Source organism: Roseibium marinum, assembly GCF_002906165.1.
GTDB classification, from domain to species: Bacteria; Pseudomonadota; Alphaproteobacteria; order Rhizobiales; family Stappiaceae; genus Roseibium; species Roseibium marinum.
On sequence record NZ_PPCN01000001.1, the window covers coordinates 527651 to 551358 of the forward strand.

The window sequence follows — 23708 nt, forward strand, 5'->3', positions numbered from 1 at the left end:
CCCCGGTCTTTGCCAGGGAAAACTTTTCTGGAAATTGCCTTTAAAATTCCGCGTCCGGATCGCTGGCCAGGGTTTCGGCGCAATGGACGCGCATCTGTTCCGTCAGCTCGCCGAGGTCGCCCTGAAGCCGTTCCGGCCGGATGGGCTTGCCGAAATGCACGTTGAATTTGGCGTGTTTCTTGTTGAGCAGCTCGTTGAAGACGGTCATGTCGCGCAATTCGGTCGATACCCGGGCGAGGAAATAGAAAAGGCCGGAATTGCGCCCGCCCATATGCATCGGAATGACCGGCGCCTTGTTCTTGCGGGCGAGCGCCAGGGCGGAACTCATCCACGGGCGTTCGGTCAGCTTGCCGCCGTGCCAGTAGGCAAGCCGGCCGGAAGGAAACAGCACCACCACCCGTTCCTTGGTGAAGGCGGAGGAAGCGATCTTCAGCGTTTCCTTGGACTTTTCCCGGCTCTTGAAATCCGCCCGCCATTCGACCGGGATAATCATCTCGGCAAGGCGCGGATTGATGCGGATGGCATCGCGATTGGCGAATATCGCCAGATCGTCGCGCCGGGCCTTGATCGCATCATAGAGAACGATACCGTCGGCGATGCCTGTCGGATGGTTGGAGACCAGTACGACGGGGCCCTCGCTCGGCACGCGGTCAAGACCGAGCGTCGTGACGTTCAGCTTCAAAAGGTCGCTCAAATGGGCAAAAACGTCGAGCGCATCCATCGGGGCGATCGTATCGGCCATGCTGACCGCGGACTTGTAGCGTAAAAAGTTATGCGCGACGGGTCTGATGAACGGCCACCATGGGCTCGCCATCACCAGTTTTCCGCGTTCTGCGATCAGGGTATCGACAATATGACGTTCGGCAAGCTGCCGCTTCACCGCTGACTGGTGGCGCGAAGACAGGGTGTCCGTCGTCTGATCTGTCGTCCGCACAATGTACCTCTGCCTACCGAAAAACCACATTACTCTTTTGCATCGTTAACGAAATCGGCTCTTTGGTGCAAATGCTCGTTGGACTATTTCGGGTTTCGCCGGGCCCCGGAGCGCTCCTCAGCTCCACAGGGAACTGGTGAACAACGCCACGATTGTCAGGAAGGACGCTGCCCAGGCGAGCGAACGCGGATTGGCCCGGTCGGCCCAGTAACAGGCAATGTAGATCAGCCTGAGCGCGATGAACAGGACGGCAAGACGGTCTATCCAGGCCGGGTCTCCCCCCTGGCTCATCGCGACGAATACGGCAACGGCGAAAAACGGGAAGGCTTCAAATCCATTTGCCTGCGCGCCTTGCGCCCGCGCCCGGAAGCCCTGCCGCCAATAGTCCTGGTCCCTTGGGTTGGCATTGTCGTAGTCCTTGCCCAGTTTGGCGGGAAACACCGACAGGACAGGCAGGATGGCGGCAATCAGCACACACCAGAGAGCAAACGGCATGAAGTCTTTCCTCAGGTCGGGACAGCCGGTGAAAGCGGACCGGCGGGTTTCGCATCCTGACAGAGATCGGGGTCGAAGTCCCCATATGCAAGGAGATGATTTCGCCGCATTGGGATCTTGTAAATGCGCTTGGAGGAAATCCTCATCAAATTCCCGATCGCCGCCGTTTCGTCATAAAGATTTCCCTCCATAAGTGTAGATGACGCCGAAAGCGATTTTCAATCCAGGTCTGTCCCCTGTCGGGCTGAGAACGCTGTTCCCGGCGATTTCATGAAGGATGCTCCCGTGTCAAAGACCACAATCCTGTTTCTGTGCCCGGACAACAGCTTGCTGGGGCTGCTGGCGGAAGCCTATCTGAATTTCAGGGGAAACGGGCTGGTGCGGGCGTTTTCCGCGGGGCTGGAACCGACGGACCGCCTGAACCGCTATGTTCACAGGCTGTTGCGCGCGGAAGGTATCGACGCCCGGGGGCTCGCGCCGAAACCGGTCGACATTTTTCTGATGCCGCATGCGGTTGTGCCGGACAGGGTGATTTATCTTGCCGAAATGGCCGCGATCGCGCTGCCGGCGCACTGGAAGGCCACAACCTCCAGTCATTGGTGGAGCATTGCCCGGAAACCGCCCTTTCCCGGGACGTTCAGCGTCTGCGCGGATTATTTCATCCACATCAAAAAGGCCATTGATCGTCTGGTCGAGCCGCCCCGGTTCCTGGGCCGGTCTCCCATCGCAAAGGTGGCATGATACTTTGGATCATGCCCTTGAAGATGATTGAAAAGACCGGTTCCACTGGACAAAGTCCCGGGATTTTGGATTTTCGACAAATTCTGGGCTAAGGATGCATTCATTGTAGGCCGAAAGGTGAGGGACTGATTCGTCATGATGCGCGCGGGAAAACTTGTTTTAGTCGTGGGACTGGTAGTCCTGGCCGCCGGATGCCAGCGGTTCTCCGGAGGGCGGAATTACGCCGCGCCGTTGCCGGCGACCCCGACCACGCCGGTCGGCTCCGGGTCTCTTGCCCCGCTCGATCCCAATGCACCGCCGGTCGCGACCGCCGGACTGGATCCGGCCGCGGCCCCGGCCGATCTTGCCAGCAACCCGGTTGCCGCGCCGTCCGGCGCCCAGGACATCGGCAGGACGGATCTTCTCGGCGGCTGGGAACTGTCGTCCGCGGGCGAAAATTGCAAGGCCTTCATGACCCTGACGACATGGTCCGGCGGTTACCGCGCGAATACCAGAGGTTGTGCGACACCTGCGCTGACAGGCATTGCCGCCTGGGACCTGAACGGCAATCAGGTGGTCCTGAAAGACGGAACCGGACTGATCGTCGCACAGCTCTATTCCAGCGCTCCCGGGCGGTTTGACGGGCAGACTTCCACCGGATCTCCGATCTCCCTCTACCGTTAACAATCATCGGTATTTTTTACTGGACAATGCCCGCTATGAGTGTACATTTTGAACAGCTATCGGAAAGGCTGTGCAAATGTCGAAATACGAACCACTGCGGGAACATCTGGCGCGTCTGGTGGATGTCGTCTGGGCTGCGAAGCTGAATGAGGTCGAACAGATTATCGGGACCTCCCTTCCCAAAAGCGCCCGGGAACATCGCACCTGGTGGGCCAATTCCGGTGGCAGTCTGGTTCATCAGAATGCCTGGCTCGACGCCGGCTGGCGGGTAGAGCGCACGGATCTGATGCGCGACGTGATCGTCTTTCGCCGCCTCAGGATCGGCGGCACGGTGATCGCCGGTCAATCGGCCCGGTCAGAGCAAACCGTTAGAAATCCCCAGCGCCTTGCGGAAAAGCGCCTGGCGAAGGAACTGGCGGCACTGCGGCAGCCGACCACGGTGACGCTCCGCTCCGAATGGACCACGCTCGGCGACGTTCAAAGAACCCCGTGCTCGAGCGCTGCCATTCCCTCGGACGCCGGTGTGCTGCGGTTCGCGGCCATGGACGGCGATGACATCGTCACGGCCCTTGTCGCGGCCCGCTCCGTCCAGCAGGTCTACCGGAGCCTGCGCCTGCGTACTACGGGCCAGGAAAATAGCGACGATAGCGGCTTCGGTGCCGCGCTTCTGGAAAAAGCCGGCTTCGACCCCAAGGCGCCGATCGAATGCGATGTCGTCAAGCCCGGCAATGCCTGGCTGCTGACCGACGGCCGCGGCCGCAAGGCCAATCTTGACGACACGGACGAATGCCATCTCGTCGCCCAGCTGCTCTATATCCAGGAACTGCAGAACGGCCGTAAATCGGTGTTGATGTAGCGCTGAAATTCCCGTTGGTTTTGCGTCGTTTTTTGTTTCCGCAAGAAACGGAGAAAAGGACCGGACCTGAAGCGCGAGAGCCGTTGCAGCGGGCTCCGTCCGGGTGAAGAGCGGTTGTGTCCGCTCAGGCCGGATACGCCGCGGTAACGATGATCTCTACCTTGAGATCTGAACGCGCTAGCTTCGCCTCCCCGCAGGCTCTGGCCGGGGCGTGTCCTTCCGGGACCCAGGCGTCCCAGACCGAATTCATCTCATCGAAATCCGATATATCGGCAAGCCAGACGATGGCCTGCAGGATCTGGGTGCGAGACGATCCTGCCTTTTTCAGCAACGCGTCAATCCGCGACAGGCAGTCGCGCGTCTGCTCCGCGACGCTCTGGCCGTCTCCGACCTGACCGCAGAGATAGGCGGCACCATTGTGCTTGACGATCTTGCTCATACGCGTGCCGGTTTCGAGGCGCTCGATCATTGGGCAGTTTCCTTTTCATCTTCAATCTGTTTGGCCAGCCCCGCCAGTTCACCAAGGGTGACAGGTTTTATGGGCGGGCGGATCCGATAATAACCGGTGTCCTGGGGGGACAGTCCATTGGCCGCCGCGAGCAGTTCGGTCACCGTCAGTCCGCAGTAGCGTCCCTGGCAGGGGCCCATGCCCGGCCGTCCGAACGCCTTTGTCTGGTTCGGACCGCGGCAGCCTATTTTCGCGTATTTCCTGATGTCGCCGGCGGTGACTTCCTCGCAGCGGCAGATAATGGTTTCGTCCGCCGGTGACAGGGCGCCGCCATAGGGTGGATAGGCCCGGTCGATGAACGGGCGCGCAGCCAGTTCTCTCCGCAAATCGCGGCGCAAGGGCAGGGCAGCCGCGTCGCGTTCCGCCTGCGTTATCGCTCCAAGCTCGCCTGCTATCGCCAGGGCCGCAATCCGGCCTGTGATTGCAGCCGCGTCGGCACCACCGATACCGGCGCCGTCGCCGGCTATGTAGACTTGCGGGTGAACTGTGCGGCCCCATTTGTTCTTTTCCGGAACGAAAGCGCGCTGCAGTTCGTCCCAATGATGCGGTACGCCTATCGACCGGGCAGTCTGCGTATTGGCAACGACGCCGTGATGCAGGAGCACCGTGGAGCATTCCACTCGCTGCCGCCGCCCCCTGGCTGTGAAGCGGATGGCCTCGACATGTTCCGACCCTTCGATCGCAATTGCGGAGGCACCGGTGAAACGCTTCACGCCGGATGAGCGAAGCTCCGACAACAGGCCAAGCCCTTTTGCAAGCTGGCGCCAGCCCTGTATGGCTCCCATCCCGTGGTGCAGGACGGCGGCAAGGATATTCGCCGTCGACTGGGTCTCAACGAGGGCCTGCGGCGGCGTGCCGGCCCGGCACATCTGCGCCGCAACGAGATAAAGCAGCGGCCCGCAGCCGGCGAGGACCGCGTTTTCGACGAGCATGCCGGACTGCTTGAGCAGGATCTGCGCGGCGCCCGCGGTCATTGCACCGGGCAGGGTCCAGCCGGGCACGGGTATCGGCCGTTCCAGAGCGCCGGTGGCAATCAGCAGGCACTTCCCGGTGACGAAGGAAGCTGCGCCTTCGACAGTGTAGGCGACACGGGTGTTCCGCTCGATCTGCCAGACCGTCGCGCCTGTGATGTGATGGATGTTCGCATGCCGGAGAGCGTGGACCAACTCCAGGCCCTTGTGGAAGTCCGGTCCGAGGATATCGGCGCGCACCTTCGCGGCACGCACCACGTCCCGGTAGATCTGCCCCCCGGCCTTTCTCTGCTCATCCAGCAATACCACGGAAAGACCTGCATCAGCAGCGGCGCGGGCGGCCGACATTCCGGCTGGACCCGCACCGATCACAACGAGATCCGCTTCAGTCATGCTCGGCCTCCCCGGCAGCAGGCCTTGAGATACTCAGCCCCTCCCGCACCTCCATCATGCAGGCCTGGCGGATGACGCCGTCGATCTCGACCAGGCAATCGAAGCAGGCGCCCATCATGCAGTAGGGATTGCGGGGTGCGCCGGAAACGGGCGTGTAGCGAAAGGGGCCTATGCCCGCGGCAAGCATCTCCGCCGCAAGGTTGCCGCCCTCACGAAGCTGAAAATCGGTTCCGGCAAAGGTCACGCGGACCAGTCGACTGCCGTCGGCAAGCTTACGCAATTGCGAAGCGGTCTTCATTGAACACCTCCAGATCGGGAGCATCCGGAGTTTCCTCCAGCCACTCCGGAATGAAACGCGCATGTGCTGCGGCCAGCGTGATGCCGCTGTGGCAGGTCACCAGATAGGCACCGGGCATTTCCGTGCTTTTCTGGTAGATTGGCAGTCCGTCCGGGGACAGGACCCGCAATGCGCCCCAACTGCGCACAAGCTGTGCCTTGCCCAGCACGGGATAGGTTTCAATGGCTGTTTCGGCGAGGCCGGCAAGACCTTCCAAAGTGACCGTGTCGTCAAATCCGACTTCTTCGTTCGTCGCACCGATCTGGACCCCTCCTTCCTCGACCTGACGCGCAATCAGTGACGGCCGGTTCATGATCCTTGGAAGCTTCTCGGTAATCAGAACCTGTCCGCGCTGCGGGCGTATCGGAGCCTTGAAGCCCATATTCGGCCCGAGTTCGGTTGCGCCGAGGCCGGCCGAAAGAACGGTTTTTGCGGCCTCGACCGTCGTTCCGTCACTGCATTCAAGCTTGAAGCTTCCAGTCCGGCTGACCGACTTCACGGTCTTGTCGTTGAGGATGCGGCCACCGAGACGGCGCACATCGTCCGCCAGCGCCTTGAGCAGCTTCAGCGGATTGGCATGACCGTCCTGATGATGAAGGATCGCTCCAATGACCTTCGGACCGATCTCGGGCTCTTCCCTGCGCAACTCGTTGTGTCCAAGGATCTCATACGGATAGTCGCCGTTCAGTTTCGCTTTCAGCGTTTCGTATTTCCGGACGGTTTCGGCGAGCGTCTCCTCGGAGAAATGGAAGTCGTATCCGCCGTTTTGTTCGAGGCCGACGTCGTAACCGGTGTTGCCGCGAAGCTCGTCGGAGAATGCGCGCCACGCCTTTACCGACTGCTGGGACCATTGCGCATAGCGCGGCTGGTTCATGCCCTTGGACTGGACCCATACCAGTCCGAAATTTCCCCGGGAAGCTCTGAAGCTTCCGTCATCGCCATCGATGACCGTCACGGATCTGCCCCGCTTGAGCAGCCCCCAGGCGACGGAGAGCCCGACAACTCCCCCACCGATGATGGCGTAGTCCGATTCCATGATGTGTCTCACGCATGCGCTTGAAATTCCGGCCGGCAAACCTGTTGCCGGCCGGGCGGTGGCCCTTGGAAGCATATTGTCCGCGTTCGATTGAACGCAGGATGCTTAGTTCCGGGCCTTGTCCAGGATGTGCTGGCCCCATTCCGCATCGATGTCGGCGAGCACCTGCGCCAGACGTCCTGGCGAACCTTGGCGCCCATGGCGGCAAGCTGTGCGTCGGTCAGTTCGACGACATTGGTGCCCAGTTCGTCGGCAAGGCGTTTTTCCCACTTGCCCTGGTCTTCCTCCGCAACGATCCAGCGCTGGGCCTCGAAGTCCGCGGCCGCCTTTTTCAGGGTCTCCTGGTCTTCCGCGTCGAGGGAGGCCAGCGACTCGTTGGAAATGATCATGAACCAGACTTCAAAATGCGTGTTGGCCGGAATGTAGCTCTTGGTCACATCGCGGAAGGACGCGTAGTAACCCTCTGCTCCCGAGCCGATGACGCCGTCGACCACCCCTGTCTGGATGGCGGTGAATGCCTCGGAAAACGGGATCGGCGCGGGAATGTATCCGAGCGCCTCACCGGTGAGCTGGAAGCTCTTGATGCCGGGAACGCGTACCTTGATGCCATTCGATTTCGACGGATCTCCCGGATCGACCGGGTCGCGATTAAGCGAGATTCCACCGAAGTAAACGGGATAAGCTGCCAACATCGTTATGTCCTGCTTGGCATAAAGCTCGGCCATGGTCGAATGAAGGATGCCATCAGGACCGTAGATCTTGCGTGCCTCGTTCCAGTTGGTGGCAAGGTATGGGAAGGACGCAATCTGCATCTGCCGGTCCGTGCCCGTGGCAGCTGGCTGGGTGGCCATATCGATGGCGCCGACGGAGACGGCTTCCTGGACGACGGTGTAGTCGCCAAGCGCGGAGGCGGCGAAAATCTGAATGTCGATATCGCCACCCGTTGCGTCCTTGACGGACTTGGCGAAGTCCTTCAGCTCGACATCGATCGTCGCTCCCTGAGGACGGACGTGGCTCATCTTGAATTCCGCGGCCTGGGCAGTGCAGGCGAGGCCGACAACGGCGGCGACGGCAGTCGCTCCCAAAAGTATCTTCATGATATTTCCCTTTCTGGTTTTGTGGTTCGGCGTTCCGTTCTTTCTTGACGAAGCGGTTCAGTAGCCGAACAGTCGTGGCAGGTAGAGCGAGAGGTCCGGCCAGAAGGAGGTCAGGAAGACCACCGGGACATAGCCGAACAGGATCAGGAGCATGGCGGGAGGTATGACCTGGGTGACCTTGACGTTGCCGATCCGGGCGCCGAGATAGAGGATGGACGCATAGGGCGGGGTCACGCCGCCCATGGCGGTATTCACACCCATGATCGCGGCAAACTGCACCGGGCTCACGTCAAGCGCCTGCATCAGAGGCAGCAGAAGCGGTGCGACAAGCAGGATGGCTGTCGCGTCATTGACCACCATCCCCACCAGAAACAGCAGGATGTTGATCAGGATCAGCAATATGACCTTGTCTTCGGTGATACCGAAAATCACGCTGACCAGCTGTTGCGGAATGCCTTCGTAGATGAACATCCGGCCGAGGATCATCGAAAACAGGATCATCAGCATGATGGCGCCGACAGCCGTGGCCGCGTTCTTGCCTGCAGCAAGGAAATTGTCGAGCCGCAGGCCGCGATAGATCAGGAACCCGACGGGGATCGCATAGATCACCGCCACCGCCGCGGACTCCGTCGGTGTCATGATACCGCCGTAGATGCCGCCAAGGATGATGACCGGCATGAGCAGCGCCGGAAAGGCGTGGATGCCTCGTCTGGCCACTTCTCCGGTAAGTTCGGCGGCGGTCGGCTTTTTGTCCAGCACAAGGTTGAACTTGCGTGCCATCCACAGGTTCACCACCGAAAAATTGAACATGATGAGCAGGCCCGGACCGAGCGTTGCCAGGAAACAGGCGGCAATCGAGGTATCGGTGACCCAGCCATAGAGGATCATGGTTGCCGATGGTGGAATGAGGAGACCGAGTATGGACGAGTTTGAAATCAGCGCGGTGGCATAGGCGCGCGGATAACCGCGTTTTTCCATCTCCGGAATGAGCAGTGGGCCGATCGCCGAGACACCGGTGAGACCCGAACCGGAGATTGCGCCGATGACCGCGCAGGTGACAGCCGCCACCACGCCGAGCCCGCCGCGCACATGGCCGACGAAGGCGTTGACAAACCTGAGCAGCGAGGCGGCGATGCCGCTTTCCGACATGATGGTGCCGGCCAGTACAAACAGGGGAATTGCAAGCAGGACCGGATTGCCGAGCTGCTGGAACCCCCAGAGGACCATGCCTTTCATGGTGACGTCGCCGATGAAATACATCGTCATCAGGGCGGCGCCGAAGCACCAGGGAAGCGGCACTCCGAATGTGAGTGTGACGACCAGGAGCGCAATGGCCAGAAGCGCGATATCGATCATCGTGCGCCTCCGTTCACCAGGGTCCTGATATGGCCCAGAAGATAAAGGGTCGTGTAGACCATCATCAGGAAAAGGCCGGTGACCAGGGCGATGTCGGCATAGAAGGTGGGAATATAAAGGGTCGGACTTTCCCGCCAGACGCGCCAGGCGTATCCGGTGTAATCCCAGGCCCAGTACAACAGCCACAGACCGACTGCGAGACTGATGATCTCACCGATGATCGCAAGGATCGTGTGCTGGCGTTCGGTCTTGAGAAAGATCTCCAGTACATTCGCGCGAATGTGCGTGTTTTCGCGTGACGCGTTGACCGCGCCGAGAATGTAGAGCCAAAGGGTCGGAAACAGGATCGTCTCTTCCAGGCCCATGACCGGGACCTGAAGGACATAGCGCGTAATAACCTGAACAAACTGGCCAAGCGCCACACAGCATATTAATGCCGTGAGCAGCCACTGTGCGAATTTTTCCAAAGTTGTTCCCCAACGGTCGTCGGCCTTTTGACAGGCCATTGCGTATTTTTCGCGAGTTTAGAGCTCGCCAACACATAAATACAAATCGGAAATATTGCTATTTTGATAGAGTGACTTTATGGAATTCACATGAACCTGTCCTTCCGCCAACTCCAGACGTTTGTCGAAGTGATGCGAACCGGCTCGGTATCCGAGGCGGGCCGGACGCTCGGCCGGACCCAGCCGGCAATCAGCGCAATGATCTCGGGACTGGAAAGGGAGATAGGTTTTCCGCTCTTCGAACGCGAAAGACGGCGGCTGGTCCCCAGGCCGGAAGCCTATTATTTCATGGAAGAAGCGGAGTTCATGATCAAGCGCATGAACCAGTCCGCGCAGATCCTGCAGGAAATTGGAAATCTCGACAAAGGCAAGCTAAAGATCGCCTGCAATCCGGCGGCCTCCAACTATTTCCTGCCGAGGGTCGTTGGCGACTTCACTCAGGACAAATCCGGCATCGAAGTGTCCCTCATGATGCGTTCTTCGCCGGTCGTCGCGGAATGGATCGCCTCTCAGCAGTATGATGTCGGCTTCGCGGAAACGCCGGAACCGCGCAGTACAATCCGCACGGAAGATTTCGCCTTTCCCTGCGTTTGCGCAATGCCGGAAGGGGATCCGTTGGCGCGGAAATCGGTGATCACACCGAAGGATCTCGACGACAAGCCGATGGCCGTGCTTTTCAAGGAGCACCTGATCAGCGTTCAGATACGCAAGGCGTTCGAGGACGCCGGTGCTCGCCTGAGGCAGAGATTCGAACTCAGGACATTTCTCCCCGCGCTGCAGCTCGTCGCCCAGGGCCGTTGTTACACGATCTGCGAAAGCCTGAGCGCCGTCAGCCACGCCAGGATTTTCGGTGACAGGAGCGCCGTGACCTTCAGACCGTTCAGTCCCGGCCTTTTTCTCAATATGTCGGTGATGACGCCGGCGAACCGTCCGGCATCGAGGCTCGCTCAGGCATTCGGGGCCCGCTTGCATGAAGAGATATCGAGACTTGTGAGCGGTGTGGATGAGGAGCTGTTCTCGATCCGGAATTAGACCGTGAAACAGCGTTTACCGCCCGCTCGGCTGAACACCTTGCGTTTCAACCGGTTAAAACCGGTGCTTCGGCCCCCGGCAGGCGTCTTCGACCATATCATGACTTGCATCTGCGGCGTTTTGACCTTATTCCGCCGTGCATCTGGATTAACTCGCGACCCCATGAGTTCTCATGGAGGGAGTATCGCCGTTGAAGATGGAACTGCCGGTCAACCGCGCGATGAGCGCCCGCTACGACGCGCTGATCGCATCCGGCGAGATTTCGGAAGACCCTGTCCAGCGGCAGGCGGTGCGCCAGCTCGATCTCCTCAACACCCGCCTGGCGGAAACCCGGCTCGCGTCGAAGAAAAGCTCGCTCGGCTGGCTGTTCGCCAACAAGAAGAACCAGCTCTGGTCGGCGGTGCAGGGGCTCTATATGTGGGGCGGCGTCGGACGCGGCAAAACAATGCTGATGGACCTCTTTTACGAGGTCACGGTGATCCGCCGCAAACGCCGGGTGCATTTTCACGAATTCATGACCGACGTGCATGAGCGCATTCACGCCCACCGCCAGGCGCACAAGCGCGGTGAGGTGAAGGGCGACGATCCGATCCCGCCCGTCGCCGAGCAGATCTCCGAGGAAACCCGGCTGCTGCTCTTCGACGAGTTTTCCGTTACCGACATCGCGGACGCCATGATCCTCGGCCGCCTGTTCACCCAGCTTTTCGAAAAGGGTGTGATCGTGGTGGCGACTTCGAATGTCGAGCCGTCGAAACTTTACAAGGACGGCCTCAACCACCAGCTGTTTCAGCCTTTCGTCCAGATGCTGACCACCAGGGTCGAGATCCTTCATCTGGATTCGCCGACCGACTACCGTCTGGAAAAGCTTGCCGGCGCCCCGGTCTACATCACCCCCCTCGGCGAGACGGCCGATGCGCGGATGGACGAGATCTGGACGAAGCTGACCCACGGCATGAGGCCGCATACCGCGGAACTGGAGAACAAGGGGCGCAGGATTGCCGTTCCCTGTGTGGCCGCCGGCGCGGCGCGGTTCACCTTCGACGACCTGTGCATGCAGCCGCTTGGAGCGAGCGACTATCTGCGCATCGTTCATGCGTTCAGCACCGTGTTCCTGGACAACGTGCCGGTCATGTCGAAAGCCCGGCGCAACGAGGCCAAGCGCTTCATTATCCTGATCGACACGTTCTACGACAACGGCGTCAAGCTGATCGTCTCGGCGCAAGCCGAGCCCCAGAATCTCTACACCTCGGACGACGGAACCGAAGCGTTCGAATTTGACAGGACGTCATCCCGGTTGATCGAAATGCGGTCCGAGGCCTACCTCGCGGGAGAACGACCGGAAACCCGCGCATAGGTATATATTCCCTATAGGGCATGTATGCGGGCGGGAAGATATGAGAATTTTTGCCGGGCAGCGCGCAATAATCTTTTGGCGAGGTTGCGCGGGCGCGGCAAAGGGAGTAGTGCCATCGTCAGTCATCGGCGGATGGCATGGAGTTCCATCTTACGTAAAGGGAAACTTTAAAATGGCGCGGAACAAAATTGCCTTGATCGGCTCCGGTCAGATCGGCGGCACGCTGGCACATCTGGTAGGTTTGAAGGAACTGGGAGACATCGTGCTCTTCGATATCGCGGAAGGCGTTCCGCAGGGCAAGGCGCTCGACCTGGCTGAATCCTCGCCGGTCGACGGCTTCGACTCCAAACTGGCGGGCGCCAACAGCTACGAGGCCATCGAAGGGTCCGACGTGGTCATCGTCACCGCGGGTGTACCCCGTAAGCCCGGCATGAGCCGCGACGATCTTCTGGAAATCAACCTGAAGGTCATGGAACAGGTCGGTGCCGGCATTTCCAAATACGCGCCAAACGCTTTCGTCATCTGCATCACCAACCCGCTCGACGCCATGGTCTGGGCCCTGCAGAAATTCTCCGGCCTGCCGAAGAACAAGGTCGTCGGCATGGCCGGCGTTCTCGACAGCTCGCGGTTCCGCTACTTCCTGGCGGAGGAATTCAATGTCTCCGTGGAAGACGTCACCGCCTTTGTCCTGGGCGGCCATGGCGACACCATGGTGCCTCTGACCCGCTACTCCACCGTTGCCGGCATTCCGCTTCCCGATCTGGTCAAGATGGGCTGGTGCACCGCCGAGCGTCTGGAAGAGATTGTCCAGCGCACCCGTGACGGCGGCGCGGAAATCGTCGGTCTTTTGAAAACAGGGTCCGCCTTCTACGCTCCGGCCGCTTCCGCCATCGCGATGGCGGAGAGCTACCTCAAGGACAAGAAGCGGGTCATGCCTTGCGCCGCGGCCCTCGACGGCCAGTATGGCCTCAAGGACACCTATGTCGGCGTGCCGGTCGTGATCGGTGCCGACGGTGTCGAGCGCATCATCGAAATCGACCTTCACGGCGACGAAAAAGGCAATTTCGACAAGTCCGTTGCGTCAGTCAACGGTCTGGTCGAGGCCTGCAAGAAAATTCAGCCGGCGCTGGCATAAGCGGCGGTCCAATGGAATAGCGGCCGTTCCTTCCCCATGGAGGAACGGTTCTCCGACAACGGGGGAGACACATGAATATTCATGAATACCAGGCCAAGGCCGTGCTGAAGGAATTCGGCGCACCGGTGGCCGAGGGCGTTGCGATCTTTTCAGCCGACGAAGCCGAAGCTGCTGCCAAGAGCCTTCCGGGCCCGCTCTGGGTCGTCAAGTCCCAGATCCATGCCGGCGGCCGCGGCAAGGGCAAGTTCAAGGAACTTCCCGCCGACGCCAAGGGCGGTGTCCGCCTGGCTTTCTCTCTGGATGAAGTCAAGGCACATGCGCAGGACATGCTCGGCAATACGCTGGTCACCAAGCAGACCGGTGACGCGGGCAAGGTCGTCAACCGTCTCTATATCGAAGACGGCGCCGACATCGAGCGCGAGCTTTATCTCTCCATTCTGGTCGACCGCACCGTCGGCCGGCCGGCCTTCGTCGTCTCCACCGAAGGTGGCATGGACATCGAGGCGGTTGCCGAAGAGACCCCGGAAAAGATCATCACCCTGCCGATCGATCCGGACACCGGCGTGACCGCGGCGGACGCGGGCAAGCTCTGCGATGCGCTTGAGCTTTCCGGTGCCGCCCGCGAGGACGGCATGAAGCTGTTCCCGATCCTGCACAAGGCCTTTGTCGAAAAGGACATGAGCCTTCTGGAAGTCAACCCGCTGATCGTCATGAAGGACGGCCGTCTGCGCGTGCTCGACGCCAAGGTCTCTTTCGACGGCAACGCGCTTTTCCGCCACGAGGACATCTTCGCCCTGCGCGACGAGACCGAGGAGGACGCCAAGGAAATCGAGGCGTCCAAACACGATCTCGCCTATGTGGCCCTCGATGGCGACATCGGCTGCATGGTCAACGGCGCCGGCCTGGCCATGGCGACCATGGACATCATCAAGCTCTATGGCGCCGAGCCGGCCAACTTCCTCGATGTCGGCGGCGGTGCCTCCAAGGAGAAGGTGACGGCAGCCTTCAAGATCATCACCTCCGATCCGAAGGTAAAGGGCATCCTGGTCAACATCTTCGGCGGCATCATGCGCTGCGACGTGATCGCGGAAGGCGTGGTTGCGGCCGTCAAGGAAGTCGGCCTGCAGGTTCCCCTCGTTGTCCGCCTGGAAGGCACCAACGTGGAACTCGGCAAGAAGATCATCAACGAAAGCGGCCTGAACGTCATTGCCGCTGACGATCTCGACGACGCCGCCCAGAAAATCGTGAAAGCCGTGAAGGAGGGCGCGTGAATGTCCATCCTCGTCAATAGAGACACGAAAATCATCGTTCAGGGCCTGACCGGCAAGACCGGCACGTTCCACACGGAACAGGCACTTGAATATTACGGCACCAAGATGGTGGCCGGCGTCCATCCCAAGAAGGGTGGCGAGACCTGGTCCTCCGGCGTCGAGGGCGCAGCCGAGCTGCCGATCTTCGCCACCGTGGGCGAAGCCAAGGAGGCAACCGGCGCCGACGCTTCCGTGATCTACGTTCCGCCGGCAGGCGCGGGCGCCGCGATCATCGAGGCGATCGATGCGGAGATCCCGTTCATCGTCTGCATCACCGAGGGCATCCCGGTGGCCGACATGATCAAGGTCAAGGCAAGGCTGGATAAATCCAGTTCCCGCCTGCTCGGCCCGAACTGTCCGGGCGTCCTGACGCCGGAAGAGTGCAAGATCGGCATCATGCCGGGCTCCATCTTCAAGAAAGGCTCCGTCGGTGTTGTTTCACGCTCCGGCACGCTGACCTACGAGGCCGTCTTCCAGACCTCCAATGCAGGTCTCGGCCAGACGACCGCCGTCGGCATCGGCGGCGATCCGGTCAAGGGCACCGAATTCATCGACATTCTGGAAATGTTCCTGGCCGATGACGAGACCAAGTCGATGATCATGATCGGCGAGATCGGCGGCTCCGCGGAAGAAGAGGCCGCCCAGTTCCTGATGGATGAGGCGAAGAAGGGCCGTTCGAAGCCTATGGCCGGTTTCATCGCCGGACGGACCGCGCCTCCGGGCCGCACCATGGGCCATGCAGGCGCGGTGATTTCCGGCGGCAAGGGCGGTGCGGAAGACAAGATCGCTGCGATGGAAGAGGCCGGCATCAGGGTGTCGCCATCTCCCGCGAAGCTCGGCGAGACGCTTCTCGGGGTCTTGAAGGGTTGATATCCAAGAATTCTTTGCGGCAGGGGACGTAAACTGTTTACGTTTCCTGCTGCATGATGGAAGGATGGGTCGCGGCGCGAAAACAGTGCCGCAACTGATTTTCGAGGGGGCCGGTGTTTATATACCGGTCTTTGTAGGGAACCGGCCGCGGGCCAATTACGGCTCGCCATAACAAAAAGGGCGGAGCAGCCCTCCGCTAGATGGACATGGCACGGCAGGAAGCGAACAACGTATTCGCACTGACGTCGTTGCTTTACGGCGCCAACGCAGCCTATATCGAAGACCTCTACGCACAGTACAAGACGGATCCGAACTCGGTGGAAGCCGAGTGGCGGGATTTCTTCGCGTCCTTTCAGGACGAGAAGGAAGCCGTGCTGAAGGAAGCGCGTGGAGCAACCTGGAAACGCAAGGACTGGCCGATCGAGGCCAATGGCGACCTCGTCAACGCCTTTGACGGCAATTGGGCGCCGATCGAACAGAAGCTTGGCGAAAAGCTGAAGAAGAAGGCCGAAGCCGGCGGCGAACCTGTTTCGGAAATGGAAGTTCATCAGGCGACCCGCGATTCCGTCCGCGCCCTGATGATGATCCGCGCCTACCGCATGCGCGGCCATCTCCATGCCGATCTCGACCCGCTCGGGCTCGCCGGCAAGGGCGATCACGAGGAACTGCACCCGTCTTCCTACGGCTTCACGGAAACCGACTGGGACCGCAAGATCTTCATCGATCATGTTCTCGGTCTCGAATACGCCACTATCCGCGAGATGCTGGATATCCTGAAGCGGACCTACTGTTCGACGCTCGGCGTCGAATTCATGCATATTTCCGATCCGGCGGCCAAATCCTGGATTCAGGAACGCATCGAGGGACCGGACAAGCACGTCGAATTCACGGCCGAGGGCAAGAAGGCGATCCTGAACAAGCTGGTCGAGGCGGAGGGGTTCGAAAAATTCCTGGACGTCAAATACACCGGCACCAAGCGGTTCGGCCTGGACGGCGGCGAGGCGCTGATCCCGGCTCTTGAGCAGATCATCAAGCGCGGCGGCCAGCTGGGTCTGAAGGATATCGTTCTGGGCATGGCGCACCGCGGCCGGCTGAACGTTCTCTCCCAGGTGATGGGAAAGCCGCACCGGGCCATCTTCCACGAGTTCAAGGGCGGTTCCGCCGCGCCGGACGATGTGGAAGGCTCCGGCGATGTGAAATATCACCTCGGCGCTTCCTCCGACCGGACTTTCGACGGCAACAACGTACACCTGTCGCTGACGGCGAACCCTTCGCATCTGGAAATCGTCAACCCGGTGGTGCTCGGCAAGGCCCGCGCGAAGCAGGACCAGCTCTCCTCGGCCGAGGACGGCAAATTCATCGACACCACGGAAGTCGACCGCGGCACGGTTCTGCCGCTGCTTCTGCATGGCGACGCGGCCTTTGCCGGCCAGGGCGTCGTTGCCGAATGTTTCGGCCTGTCGGCCCTGCGCGGCCACCGCACAGGCGGCTCGGTCCATGTGATCATCAACAATCAGATCGGCTTCACCACCAATCCGCGTTTTTCCCGCTCTTCTCCCTATCCGTCCGACATGGCGAAGGTGATCGAAGCGCCGATCTTCCACGTCAACGCCGACGATCCGGAAGCCGTGGTGTTCGCGGCCAAGATCGCGATTGAATTCCGGCAGACCTTCCATCGTCCGGTGGTCATCGACATTATCTGCTACCGGCGTTTCGGCCACAACGAGGGCGACGAGCCGGCCTTCACGCAGCCGATCATGTACCGCAAGATCCGCAAACACGCGACGACCCTGCAGCTTTATTCCGAGCGCCTGATCAAGGAAGGTGTCCTCAGCCAGGAAGAAGTCGACCGGATGAAGGCCGACTGGCGCAAGCACCTGGACGATGAGTTCGATTCCGGCCAGGCCTTCAAGCCGAACAAGGCCGACTGGCTGGACGGCAAGTGGGCCGGCATGAAGCGCGCGGATAACGAGGACGATCCGCGCCGTGGCCAGACCGGACTGCCGATTGAGGAAGTCAAGGAGATCGGCCGCGCATTGACCCGTGTGCCGGAGGGTTTCAACATCCACCGCACCATCGCCCGGTTCATGAAGCACCGCGAACGCATGATCGAATCCGGCGAGGGCATCGACTGGGCGACGGCCGAGGCGCTGGCGTTCGGTTCGCTCCTGAAGGAAGGCCATCCGGTGCGCCTGTCGGGACAGGACTGCGAACGCGGCACCTTCTCGCAGCGCCATTCCGTGCTTTACGACCAGGAGGATGAAAGCCGCTACATTCCTCTGAACAACGTCGCGCCGGGCACGCAGCAGCGCTACGAGGTCATCAACTCGATGCTTTCGGAAGAAGCGGTGCTCGGCTTCGAATACGGATATTCGCTGGCCGAGCCGCGTGCCCTGACCCTCTGGGAAGCCCAGTTCGGCGATTTCGCCAACGGGGCACAGGTGCTGTTCGACCAGTTCATCTCCTCGGGTGAACGCAAGTGGCTGCGTATGTCCGGCCTCGTCTGCCTGTTGCCGCATGGATATGAGGGCCAGGGGCCCGAACACTCTTCCGCGCGGCTGGAGCGCTTCCTGCAGATGTGCGCGGAAGACAACATGCAGGTCGCGAATTGCTCGACCCCGGCAAACTATTTCCACATCCTGCGCCGTCAGCTGCGCCGCGAAATACGCAAGCCGCTGATCCTGATGACGCCGAAGTCCCTCCTGCGCCACAAGCGGGCGGTGTCCACGATCGCCGAATTCGGACCGGACTCCTCCTTCCACAGGCTGCTGTGGGACGATGCGGAATACAATCCCGCTTCGGAAACCAAGCTGGTTGCGGACGACAAGATCAAGCGCGTCGTCATGTGCACGGGCAAGGTCTATTACGATCTTTACGACGAGCGGGAAAAGCGCGGCATCAACGACGTCTACCTGCTGCGTGTCGAACAGCCTTATCCGTTCCCGAAAAAGGCCTTGATGCTCGAACTTGCCCGCTTCCCGCAGGCCGAGATGGTCTGGTGTCAGGAAGAACCCCAGAACATGGGCTGCTGGTTCTCCGTCGAGCCCTATATCGAATGGGTACTCGGACAGATCGACGCCAGGCACAAGCGTCCGCGCTATGCGGGCCGTGCCGCCATGGCTTCGACCGCAACCGGTCTGATGTCCGCGCATCTGGCTCAACTGCAGGCGTTCCTCGAAGAGGCTCTTGGAAACTAATCGTTGAGAGGGCCTTCGGGCCCTCTTTCAAAAACTGGCCAGGTAATTTTAAGAGAAGGCGACCATGGCAACCGAAATTCGCGTGCCCACGCTGGGAGAATCCGTTTCAGAAGCAACGATCGCACAGTGGTTCAAGAAACCCGGTGAGGCCGTCCAGCAGGACGAGCCGCTCGTTGAACTGGAAACCGACAAGGTCACCGTGGAAGTCCCCGCTCCGGCGGCGGGCACTCTGGAAAGCATCCTGGTGAAGGAAGGCGATACGGTCGAAGTCGGTGCGCTGCTGGGCCAGATCGCCGAGGGCGCTGCCGCCGCTCCCAAGGCCGAAGCCGCTCCTGCGAAGGCGGAAAGCAAGCCTGCAGCGAAATCTCAAAAGGCCGAACTCGTCGATGTCGTCACGCCGAGCGCCGGTGAATCAGTCACCGAGGCGGAAGTCGGTGAATGGAGCGTCAAGGTCGGCGACATGGTCAAGGCCGACGACACGCTCGTCGAACTGGAAACCGACAAGGCGGCCCAGGAAGTTCCGGCACCGGTCGCCGGCAAGGTGGTCAGGATCGCCGCTGAAACCGGCTCCACCGTCGAACCGGGTGTTCTGCTGTGCCAGATCGATCCTTCGGGAGAAGGCGCCGCGGCGGCTCCGGCCGAAAGCAAGCCGGCCCAACCTGCTCAGGCCCAACCCGCTCAGGCCGTATCCGCCGGTTCTTCCATGCCTCCGGCTCCGTCGGCCGCCAAGATGATGGCGGAAAACAGTCTTTCCTCCGGTCAGCTCGCCGGGTCCGGCAAGCGCGGGCAGGTTCTGAAGGGCGACGTCATCGGAGCGATCGCCTCCGGCGCGACGGCAAGCGCTTCCGCACCTGCGCCGGCGCAGGTTTCCCGCGGTCCGGTCGCGGCCCAGGACGAGGCGCGCGAGGAACGCGTGCGCATGACCAAGCTGCGCCAGACCATCGCCCGCCGCCTCAAGGACGCCCAGAACACCGCCGCCATGCTGACCACCTACAACGAGGTGGACATGGGCCCTGTGATGGAACTGCGCAAGCAGTACAAGGATCTGTTCGAGAAGAAGCATGGCGTCAAGCTGGGCTTCATGGGCTTCTTCACCAAGGCGGTGACCCATGCCCTGAAGGATATCCCGGCGGTCAATGCGGAGATCGACGGCACCGACATCATCTACAAGAACTTCTGCCACATCGGCGTGGCCGTCGGCACCGACAAGGGCCTGGTGGTTCCGGTCGTGCGCGATGCCGACCAGATGTCCATCGCCGAGATCGAACAGGAAATCGGCAATCTCGGCAGGAAAGCCCGGGACGGCAAACTCGGCATGGCTGACATGACCGGCGGCACCTTCACCATCTCCAACGGCGGGGTGTATGGTTCGCTCATGTCGTCGCCCATCCTCAACGCGCCGCAGTCCGGCATTCTGGGCATGCACAAGATCCAGGAGCGGCCGATGGCGGTGAACGGTCAGGTGGTGATCCGGCCGATGATGTATCTGGCGCTTTCCTACGATCACCGGGTTGTCGACGGCAAGGAAGCGGTGACCTTCCTGGTTCGTGTCAAGGAAAGCCTGGAAGATCCGCAGCGCCTGGTTCTGGATCTCTGATCCGGAAAGACCCTGGAGAAACCGGTAGATGAGCCTTGATTTTCTGATCACCGCGCTGATTGTGGTGCTGGTTCCCGGAACCGGTGTCGTCTACACGGTGGCGGTCGGTCTCGGCAGGGGGCGGCAGGCATCTGTCGCCGCCGCCTTCGGCTGCACGCTCGGCATCATCCCGGCGATCCTGGCCTCCGTCATCGGTCTGGCGGCGCTGATGCATACCAGCGCGCTGGTGTTTCAGGCGGTCAAATATGCCGGTGTCGCCTATCTGCTTTATCTCGCCTGGCAGACTTTGAAGGACAACGGTCCGCTGGACATGAAAGCCGACAGGAGCGCGGGCGCAAGTTACGTGGCGACCGCGCGAACCGGATTACTGATCAACATTCTCAATCCGAAACTGACCGTGTTCTTCCTCGCCTTCCTGCCGCAGTTCGTCAGCCCGCAAGCGCTCAACCCGACGCTCGACATGCTGTTCCTCGGCGGGGTCTTCATGGCCATGACCTTCGCGGTCTTCGTGATTTACGGACAATTCGCCTCGCTGGTGGGCGAAAGGGTTCTGCGCAGCGATACGGTCATGGTGTGGATGCGCCGGACGGTTGCCGCGGCCTTTGCCGGCTTCGGCCTGCGGCTGGCCTTGGCCGGTCAATAATGCGACGGGAGGCGCTCTTGGCAAACCGGACTTTCACGCGACGATGCAAGACATACGCGCGCGCGCTGATACTGGGCGCCTGTGCGGTGTTCGCGGCCATGCCCTTGACGGGCGGCGCACCGGCGCCGGCCCATGCGGCTCCCAAAGCCGTCTTTGCTCCGCAGATCGAGGGCGCCTATTCCGTCCAGGGGCTGAACCCCAACGGAACCCGCTACGAGGGCGGCGTGACCATCACGGTCAAGGGCGATACGGCCTTCTTCCGCTGGACGATCTCCGGCCAGACTTTCCACGGTCAGGGACCGCTTACCGGCAACAGGCTTGTCATCGACTGGGGTGAATCCGATCCCGTATTCTACACCATCAACGCCGATGGAACTCTTTCCGGTACCTGGGCGGCCGGCAAGGCATCGGAAACGCTTCGTCCCCTCAACTGAATGAACGGCCTCAACCGGAGGCGGAATGTCTGAAGAGATTGTCATAGTCACCGGCGGAAGCCGCGGAATAGGGGCCAGTGTTTGCCGCAAGCTTGCGGCGAATGGCCGGAAAGTGCTTGTCAATTTCGCTCAAAATGCCGGCGCGGCCGACAAACTCGTCGGTGAAATCCGGGCTGCCGGCGGCTCGGCCGTGGCAATCCAGGGCGACGTCGGCAAAGAGGCGGATGTCCTGAACCTGTTCAGCGAAGCCGACAGGCTCGGAACCCTGACGGGTCTGGTCAACAACGCGGGTGTTGTCGATCTTTCGCGGCGCGTCGACGAAATGTCTCTCGAGCGCCTGACCCGGATGTTCTCCATCAATGTCTTCGGATCGTTCCTGTGTGCCCGCGAGGCGGTTCGGCGGATGTCGACCCGCCATGGCGGCAAAGGAGGGACGATCGTCAATCTCGGCTCGGCGGCCTCCAAGCTCGGTTCGCCGAACCAGTATGTCGACTACGCGGCGGCGAAAGGGGCGATCGACACCATGACCGTCGGACTGGCGCTGGAAGTCGCGCAGGAGGGGATCCGCGTGAACGCGGTCCGTCCGGGGATTATCGATACGGAGATCCACGCTTCGGGCGGCGCGCCCGACAGGGTGGCCGAGCTCCAGTCCCGACTGCCGATGAAACGCGCGGGCTCCGCCGAAGAGGTGGCCGATGCGATTGTCTGGCTGATGTCAGACCTTTCAAGTTACACGACCGGCGCAATTCTGGATGTTTCCGGAGGCCGGGCAATCCTACCATGATCCAGATTCCTGGACGCACACTTAAAGAGGCAAAGGCGGCCCAACATGTCCCAATATGATCTTGTCATCATCGGAACCGGCCCGGGTGGCTATGTTTGCGCGGTCAAGGCCGCGCAGCTCGGTCTGAAGACGGCTGTCGTCGAAAAACGCGCAACGCTCGGCGGCACCTGCCTGAATATCGGCTGTATCCCCTCCAAGGCCCTGCTGCATGCTTCGGAAATGTTCGAGGAAGCCGGTCACGGCTTTGAGCAGATCGGCGTCAAGGTGCCCAAACCCAAGCTCGACCTGCCGGTGATGATGAAGCACAAGAGCGATGTGGTCGACGCCAATGTCGGCGGCGTCGCCTTCCTGATGAAAAAGAACAAGATCGACGTGCACACCGGAACGGGCAAGGTCCTGGGCCAGGGCAAGGTCGAGGTTACCGGAGAAGACGGCGCGGCGACGGTTCTTGATACCAAAAACATCGTCATCGCGACGGGCTCCGACGTCATGCCGCTGCCGGGCGTCGAAATCGATGAAAAACTGATCGTCTCCTCCACCGGCGCGCTGGACCTTGAAAAGGTGCCGGGCAAGCTGCTTGTCGTCGGCGGTGGCGTGATCGGTCTTGAACTCGGTTCGGTCTGGAACCGGCTCGGGTCCCAGGTCACCGTGGTCGAATTCATGGACAAGATCCTCGGGCCGATGGACGGCGATGTCTCCAAGAACTTCCAGCGCATGCTGAAAAAGCAGGGCATGGAATTCAAGCTCTCCTCCAAGGTCACCGGTGTCGAGAAAAAGGGCAAGGGTCTGGCGGTCACCGTCGAGCCGGCCAAGGGCGGCGACAAGGAAGTTCTGGAAGCCGACATCGTTCTGGTCGCCATCGGCCGCCGTCCCTATACCGAGGGTCTGGGACTGGATACGGCCGGTGTGGCGCTGGATGACCGCGGCCGCGTTCAGATCGACGCCCACTACAAGACCAATGTCGACGGCATCTATGCCATCGGCGACGTCGTCGCCGGTCCGATGCTGGCGCACAAGGCGGAGGACGAAGGCGTCGCGCTGGCCGAGATCTTGTCGGGACAGGCCGGCCATGTGAACTACAATGTCATTCCGGGCGTCGTCTACACCCAGCCGGAAGTCGCCTCCGTCGGCAAGACCGAAGAGGAACTGAAAGCCGCCGGCATCGAGTACAAGACCGGCAAGTTCAACTTCTCCGCAAACGGCCGCGCGCGCGCGATGAACAAGACCGACGGCTTTGCCAAGGTCCTGGCCGACGCCAAGACCGACGAGGTCCTGGGTGTGCATATTCTCGGCTTCGGAGCCGGCGAGATGATCCATGAAGCGGCCGTGCTGATGGAATTCGGCGGCTCTTCCGAAGATCTTGCCCGGACCTGCCATGCCCATCCGACCATGTCGGAATCCGTCAAGGAAGCAGCCCTGGGCGCTTTCTTCAAGTCGATCCACTCCTGAGGACCGGCCC

Annotated in this window: 23 protein-coding genes; 14 read left to right on the top strand and 9 right to left on the bottom strand. The window is 61.0% G+C overall.

Translation table 11 applies throughout. The features are described 5' to 3' along the window. Nucleotides 1-40 precede the first annotated feature (40 nt). Both CLV41_RS02490 and CLV41_RS02495 read right to left on the bottom strand, forming a co-directional pair. Nucleotides 41-934, bottom strand: coding sequence for a GNAT family N-acetyltransferase (locus CLV41_RS02490; protein ID WP_103221488.1), 894 nt, complete (start codon nt 932-934; stop codon nt 41-43). A gap of 117 nt (nt 935-1051) precedes the next feature. Then, on the bottom strand, nt 1052-1429 hold the full coding sequence (locus CLV41_RS02495; RefSeq protein WP_103220683.1) for an MAPEG family protein: 378 nt from the start codon (nt 1427-1429) through the stop codon (nt 1052-1054). A 285-nt stretch (nt 1430-1714) separates the two neighbouring features. On the opposite strand from CLV41_RS02495, the gene CLV41_RS02505 reads away from it, so the two are divergent. The 3 genes from CLV41_RS02505 (at nt 1715) to CLV41_RS02515 (ending at nt 3689) form a co-directional block, all read left to right on the top strand. Further along, nucleotides 1715-2170, top strand: coding sequence for an arsenate-mycothiol transferase ArsC (locus CLV41_RS02505; protein ID WP_208987232.1), 456 nt, complete (start codon nt 1715-1717; stop codon nt 2168-2170). Between the two features lie 165 nt (nt 2171-2335). Further along, nucleotides 2336-2833: a protease inhibitor Inh/omp19 family protein gene (locus tag CLV41_RS02510; RefSeq protein WP_208987233.1), complete on the top strand. Its 498-nt coding sequence runs from the start codon at nt 2336-2338 to the stop codon at nt 2831-2833. 76 nt (nt 2834-2909) lie between these two features. Next, nucleotides 2910-3689 carry a DUF7662 domain-containing protein gene (locus CLV41_RS02515; protein WP_103220687.1) on the top strand — a complete coding sequence of 260 codons (780 nt, stop codon included), beginning with the start codon at nt 2910-2912 and terminating at the stop codon, nt 3687-3689. Between the two features lie 124 nt (nt 3690-3813). Here CLV41_RS02515 and CLV41_RS02520 read toward each other — a convergent pair whose 3' ends face one another. Genes CLV41_RS02520 through CLV41_RS02550 form a run of 7 tightly spaced genes read right to left on the bottom strand, consistent with a single transcriptional unit; the run spans nt 3814 to nt 9854 of the window. Next, on the bottom strand, nt 3814-4158 hold the full coding sequence (locus tag CLV41_RS02520; protein WP_103220688.1) for a RidA family protein: 345 nt from the start codon (nt 4156-4158) through the stop codon (nt 3814-3816). Beyond that, a complete protein-coding gene (locus CLV41_RS02525; protein WP_103220689.1) occupies nt 4155-5561 on the bottom strand; it encodes an NAD(P)/FAD-dependent oxidoreductase in 1407 nt (468 codons plus the stop codon). The genes CLV41_RS02520 and CLV41_RS02525 overlap by 4 nt, the downstream gene beginning before the upstream one ends. Next, nucleotides 5554-5859, bottom strand: coding sequence for a (2Fe-2S)-binding protein (locus CLV41_RS02530; protein WP_103220690.1), 306 nt, complete (start codon nt 5857-5859; stop codon nt 5554-5556). The genes CLV41_RS02525 and CLV41_RS02530 overlap by 8 nt, the downstream gene beginning before the upstream one ends. Continuing rightward, nucleotides 5834-6934 carry an NAD(P)/FAD-dependent oxidoreductase gene (locus tag CLV41_RS02535; protein ID WP_103220691.1) on the bottom strand — a complete coding sequence of 367 codons (1101 nt, stop codon included), beginning with the start codon at nt 6932-6934 and terminating at the stop codon, nt 5834-5836. The genes CLV41_RS02530 and CLV41_RS02535 overlap by 26 nt, the downstream gene beginning before the upstream one ends. 8 nt (nt 6935-6942) lie before the next feature. Beyond that, on the bottom strand, nt 6943-8031 hold the full coding sequence (gene dctP, locus CLV41_RS02540; RefSeq protein WP_208987234.1) for a TRAP transporter substrate-binding protein DctP: 1089 nt from the start codon (nt 8029-8031) through the stop codon (nt 6943-6945). Between the two features lie 57 nt (nt 8032-8088). Next, the gene (locus CLV41_RS02545) at nt 8089-9387 is read right to left on the bottom strand and encodes a TRAP transporter large permease (protein WP_103220692.1); all 1299 of its coding nucleotides are present in this window, start codon (nt 9385-9387) and stop codon (nt 8089-8091) included. After that, nucleotides 9384-9854 carry a TRAP transporter small permease gene (locus tag CLV41_RS02550; RefSeq protein ID WP_103221489.1) on the bottom strand — a complete coding sequence of 157 codons (471 nt, stop codon included), beginning with the start codon at nt 9852-9854 and terminating at the stop codon, nt 9384-9386. Before CLV41_RS02550 ends, CLV41_RS02545 begins: the two co-directional genes overlap by 4 nt. A 129-nt stretch (nt 9855-9983) precedes the next feature. Here CLV41_RS02550 and CLV41_RS02555 point away from each other — a divergent pair, with 129 nt between their 5' ends. From CLV41_RS02555 to lpdA, 11 genes are all read left to right on the top strand, one after another. After that, entirely contained in the window at nt 9984-10925 is a 942-nt protein-coding gene (locus CLV41_RS02555) for a LysR substrate-binding domain-containing protein (protein WP_103220693.1), read from the top strand. Between the two features lie 172 nt (nt 10926-11097). Further along, the gene (gene zapE / locus CLV41_RS02560) at nt 11098-12279 is read left to right on the top strand and encodes a cell division protein ZapE (RefSeq protein WP_408013414.1); all 1182 of its coding nucleotides are present in this window, start codon (nt 11098-11100) and stop codon (nt 12277-12279) included. Between the two features lie 172 nt (nt 12280-12451). Next, the gene (gene mdh, locus CLV41_RS02565; RefSeq protein WP_103220695.1) at nt 12452-13414 is read left to right on the top strand and encodes a malate dehydrogenase; all 963 of its coding nucleotides are present in this window, start codon (nt 12452-12454) and stop codon (nt 13412-13414) included. Nucleotides 13415-13485: 71 nt separating this feature from the next. Beyond that, nucleotides 13486-14685 (top strand): ADP-forming succinate--CoA ligase subunit beta, encoded by a 1200-nt coding sequence (gene sucC, locus CLV41_RS02570; protein WP_103220696.1) that lies wholly within the window; start codon nt 13486-13488, stop codon nt 14683-14685. After that, a complete protein-coding gene (gene sucD / locus CLV41_RS02575) occupies nt 14686-15594 on the top strand; it encodes a succinate--CoA ligase subunit alpha (protein ID WP_103220697.1) in 909 nt (302 codons plus the stop codon). It begins immediately after the preceding gene. A 206-nt stretch (nt 15595-15800) separates the two neighbouring features. Next, complete coding sequence (locus CLV41_RS02580; protein ID WP_103221490.1) at nt 15801-18791, top strand: 2-oxoglutarate dehydrogenase E1 component; 2991 nt, start codon at nt 15801-15803, stop codon at nt 18789-18791. Nucleotides 18792-18855: 64 nt separating this feature from the next. Next, complete coding sequence (gene odhB / locus CLV41_RS02585) at nt 18856-20388, top strand: 2-oxoglutarate dehydrogenase complex dihydrolipoyllysine-residue succinyltransferase (RefSeq protein ID WP_103220698.1); 1533 nt, start codon at nt 18856-18858, stop codon at nt 20386-20388. 28 nt (nt 20389-20416) lie between these two features. Continuing rightward, complete coding sequence (locus CLV41_RS02590; RefSeq protein WP_103220699.1) at nt 20417-21031, top strand: LysE family translocator; 615 nt, start codon at nt 20417-20419, stop codon at nt 21029-21031. A gap of 17 nt (nt 21032-21048) precedes the next feature. Continuing rightward, a complete protein-coding gene (gene lfb1, locus CLV41_RS02595) occupies nt 21049-21465 on the top strand; it encodes an LIC10280 family protein (RefSeq protein WP_103220700.1) in 417 nt (138 codons plus the stop codon). A gap of 25 nt (nt 21466-21490) precedes the next feature. Further along, the gene (locus tag CLV41_RS02600; RefSeq protein ID WP_103220701.1) at nt 21491-22249 is read left to right on the top strand and encodes an SDR family oxidoreductase; all 759 of its coding nucleotides are present in this window, start codon (nt 21491-21493) and stop codon (nt 22247-22249) included. A gap of 45 nt (nt 22250-22294) precedes the next feature. Continuing rightward, a complete protein-coding gene (lpdA, locus tag CLV41_RS02605; protein ID WP_103220702.1) occupies nt 22295-23698 on the top strand; it encodes a dihydrolipoyl dehydrogenase in 1404 nt (467 codons plus the stop codon). Nucleotides 23699-23708: the final 10 nt, after the last annotated feature.

Bases quoted from the DNA above. Each gene is read 5' to 3' on its own strand.
- CLV41_RS02495 (WP_103220683.1), bottom strand. From the start codon at position 1,429: ATGCCGTTTGCTCTCTGGTGTGTGCTGATTGCCGCCATCCTGCCTGTC.
- CLV41_RS02515 (WP_103220687.1), top strand. From the start codon at position 2,910: ATGTCGAAATACGAACCACTGCGGGAACATCTGGCGCGTCTGGTGGAT.
- CLV41_RS02520 (WP_103220688.1), bottom strand. From the start codon at position 4,158: ATGATCGAGCGCCTCGAAACCGGCACGCGTATGAGCAAGATCGTCAAG.
- CLV41_RS02525 (WP_103220689.1), bottom strand. From the start codon at position 5,561: ATGACTGAAGCGGATCTCGTTGTGATCGGTGCGGGTCCAGCCGGAATG.
- CLV41_RS02530 (WP_103220690.1), bottom strand. From the start codon at position 5,859: ATGAAGACCGCTTCGCAATTGCGTAAGCTTGCCGACGGCAGTCGACTG.
- CLV41_RS02535 (WP_103220691.1), bottom strand. From the start codon at position 6,934: ATGGAATCGGACTACGCCATCATCGGTGGGGGAGTTGTCGGGCTCTCC.
- dctP (WP_208987234.1), bottom strand. From the start codon at position 8,031: ATGAAGATACTTTTGGGAGCGACTGCCGTCGCCGCCGTTGTCGGCCTC.
- CLV41_RS02545 (WP_103220692.1), bottom strand. From the start codon at position 9,387: ATGATCGATATCGCGCTTCTGGCCATTGCGCTCCTGGTCGTCACACTC.
- CLV41_RS02555 (WP_103220693.1), top strand. From the start codon at position 9,984: ATGAACCTGTCCTTCCGCCAACTCCAGACGTTTGTCGAAGTGATGCGA.
- zapE (WP_408013414.1), top strand. From the start codon at position 11,098: ATGGAGGGAGTATCGCCGTTGAAGATGGAACTGCCGGTCAACCGCGCG.
- mdh (WP_103220695.1), top strand. From the start codon at position 12,452: ATGGCGCGGAACAAAATTGCCTTGATCGGCTCCGGTCAGATCGGCGGC.
- sucC (WP_103220696.1), top strand. From the start codon at position 13,486: ATGAATATTCATGAATACCAGGCCAAGGCCGTGCTGAAGGAATTCGGC.
- sucD (WP_103220697.1), top strand. From the start codon at position 14,686: ATGTCCATCCTCGTCAATAGAGACACGAAAATCATCGTTCAGGGCCTG.
- CLV41_RS02580 (WP_103221490.1), top strand. From the start codon at position 15,801: ATGGCACGGCAGGAAGCGAACAACGTATTCGCACTGACGTCGTTGCTT.
- odhB (WP_103220698.1), top strand. From the start codon at position 18,856: ATGGCAACCGAAATTCGCGTGCCCACGCTGGGAGAATCCGTTTCAGAA.
- CLV41_RS02590 (WP_103220699.1), top strand. From the start codon at position 20,417: ATGAGCCTTGATTTTCTGATCACCGCGCTGATTGTGGTGCTGGTTCCC.
- CLV41_RS02600 (WP_103220701.1), top strand. From the start codon at position 21,491: ATGTCTGAAGAGATTGTCATAGTCACCGGCGGAAGCCGCGGAATAGGG.
- lpdA (WP_103220702.1), top strand. From the start codon at position 22,295: ATGTCCCAATATGATCTTGTCATCATCGGAACCGGCCCGGGTGGCTAT.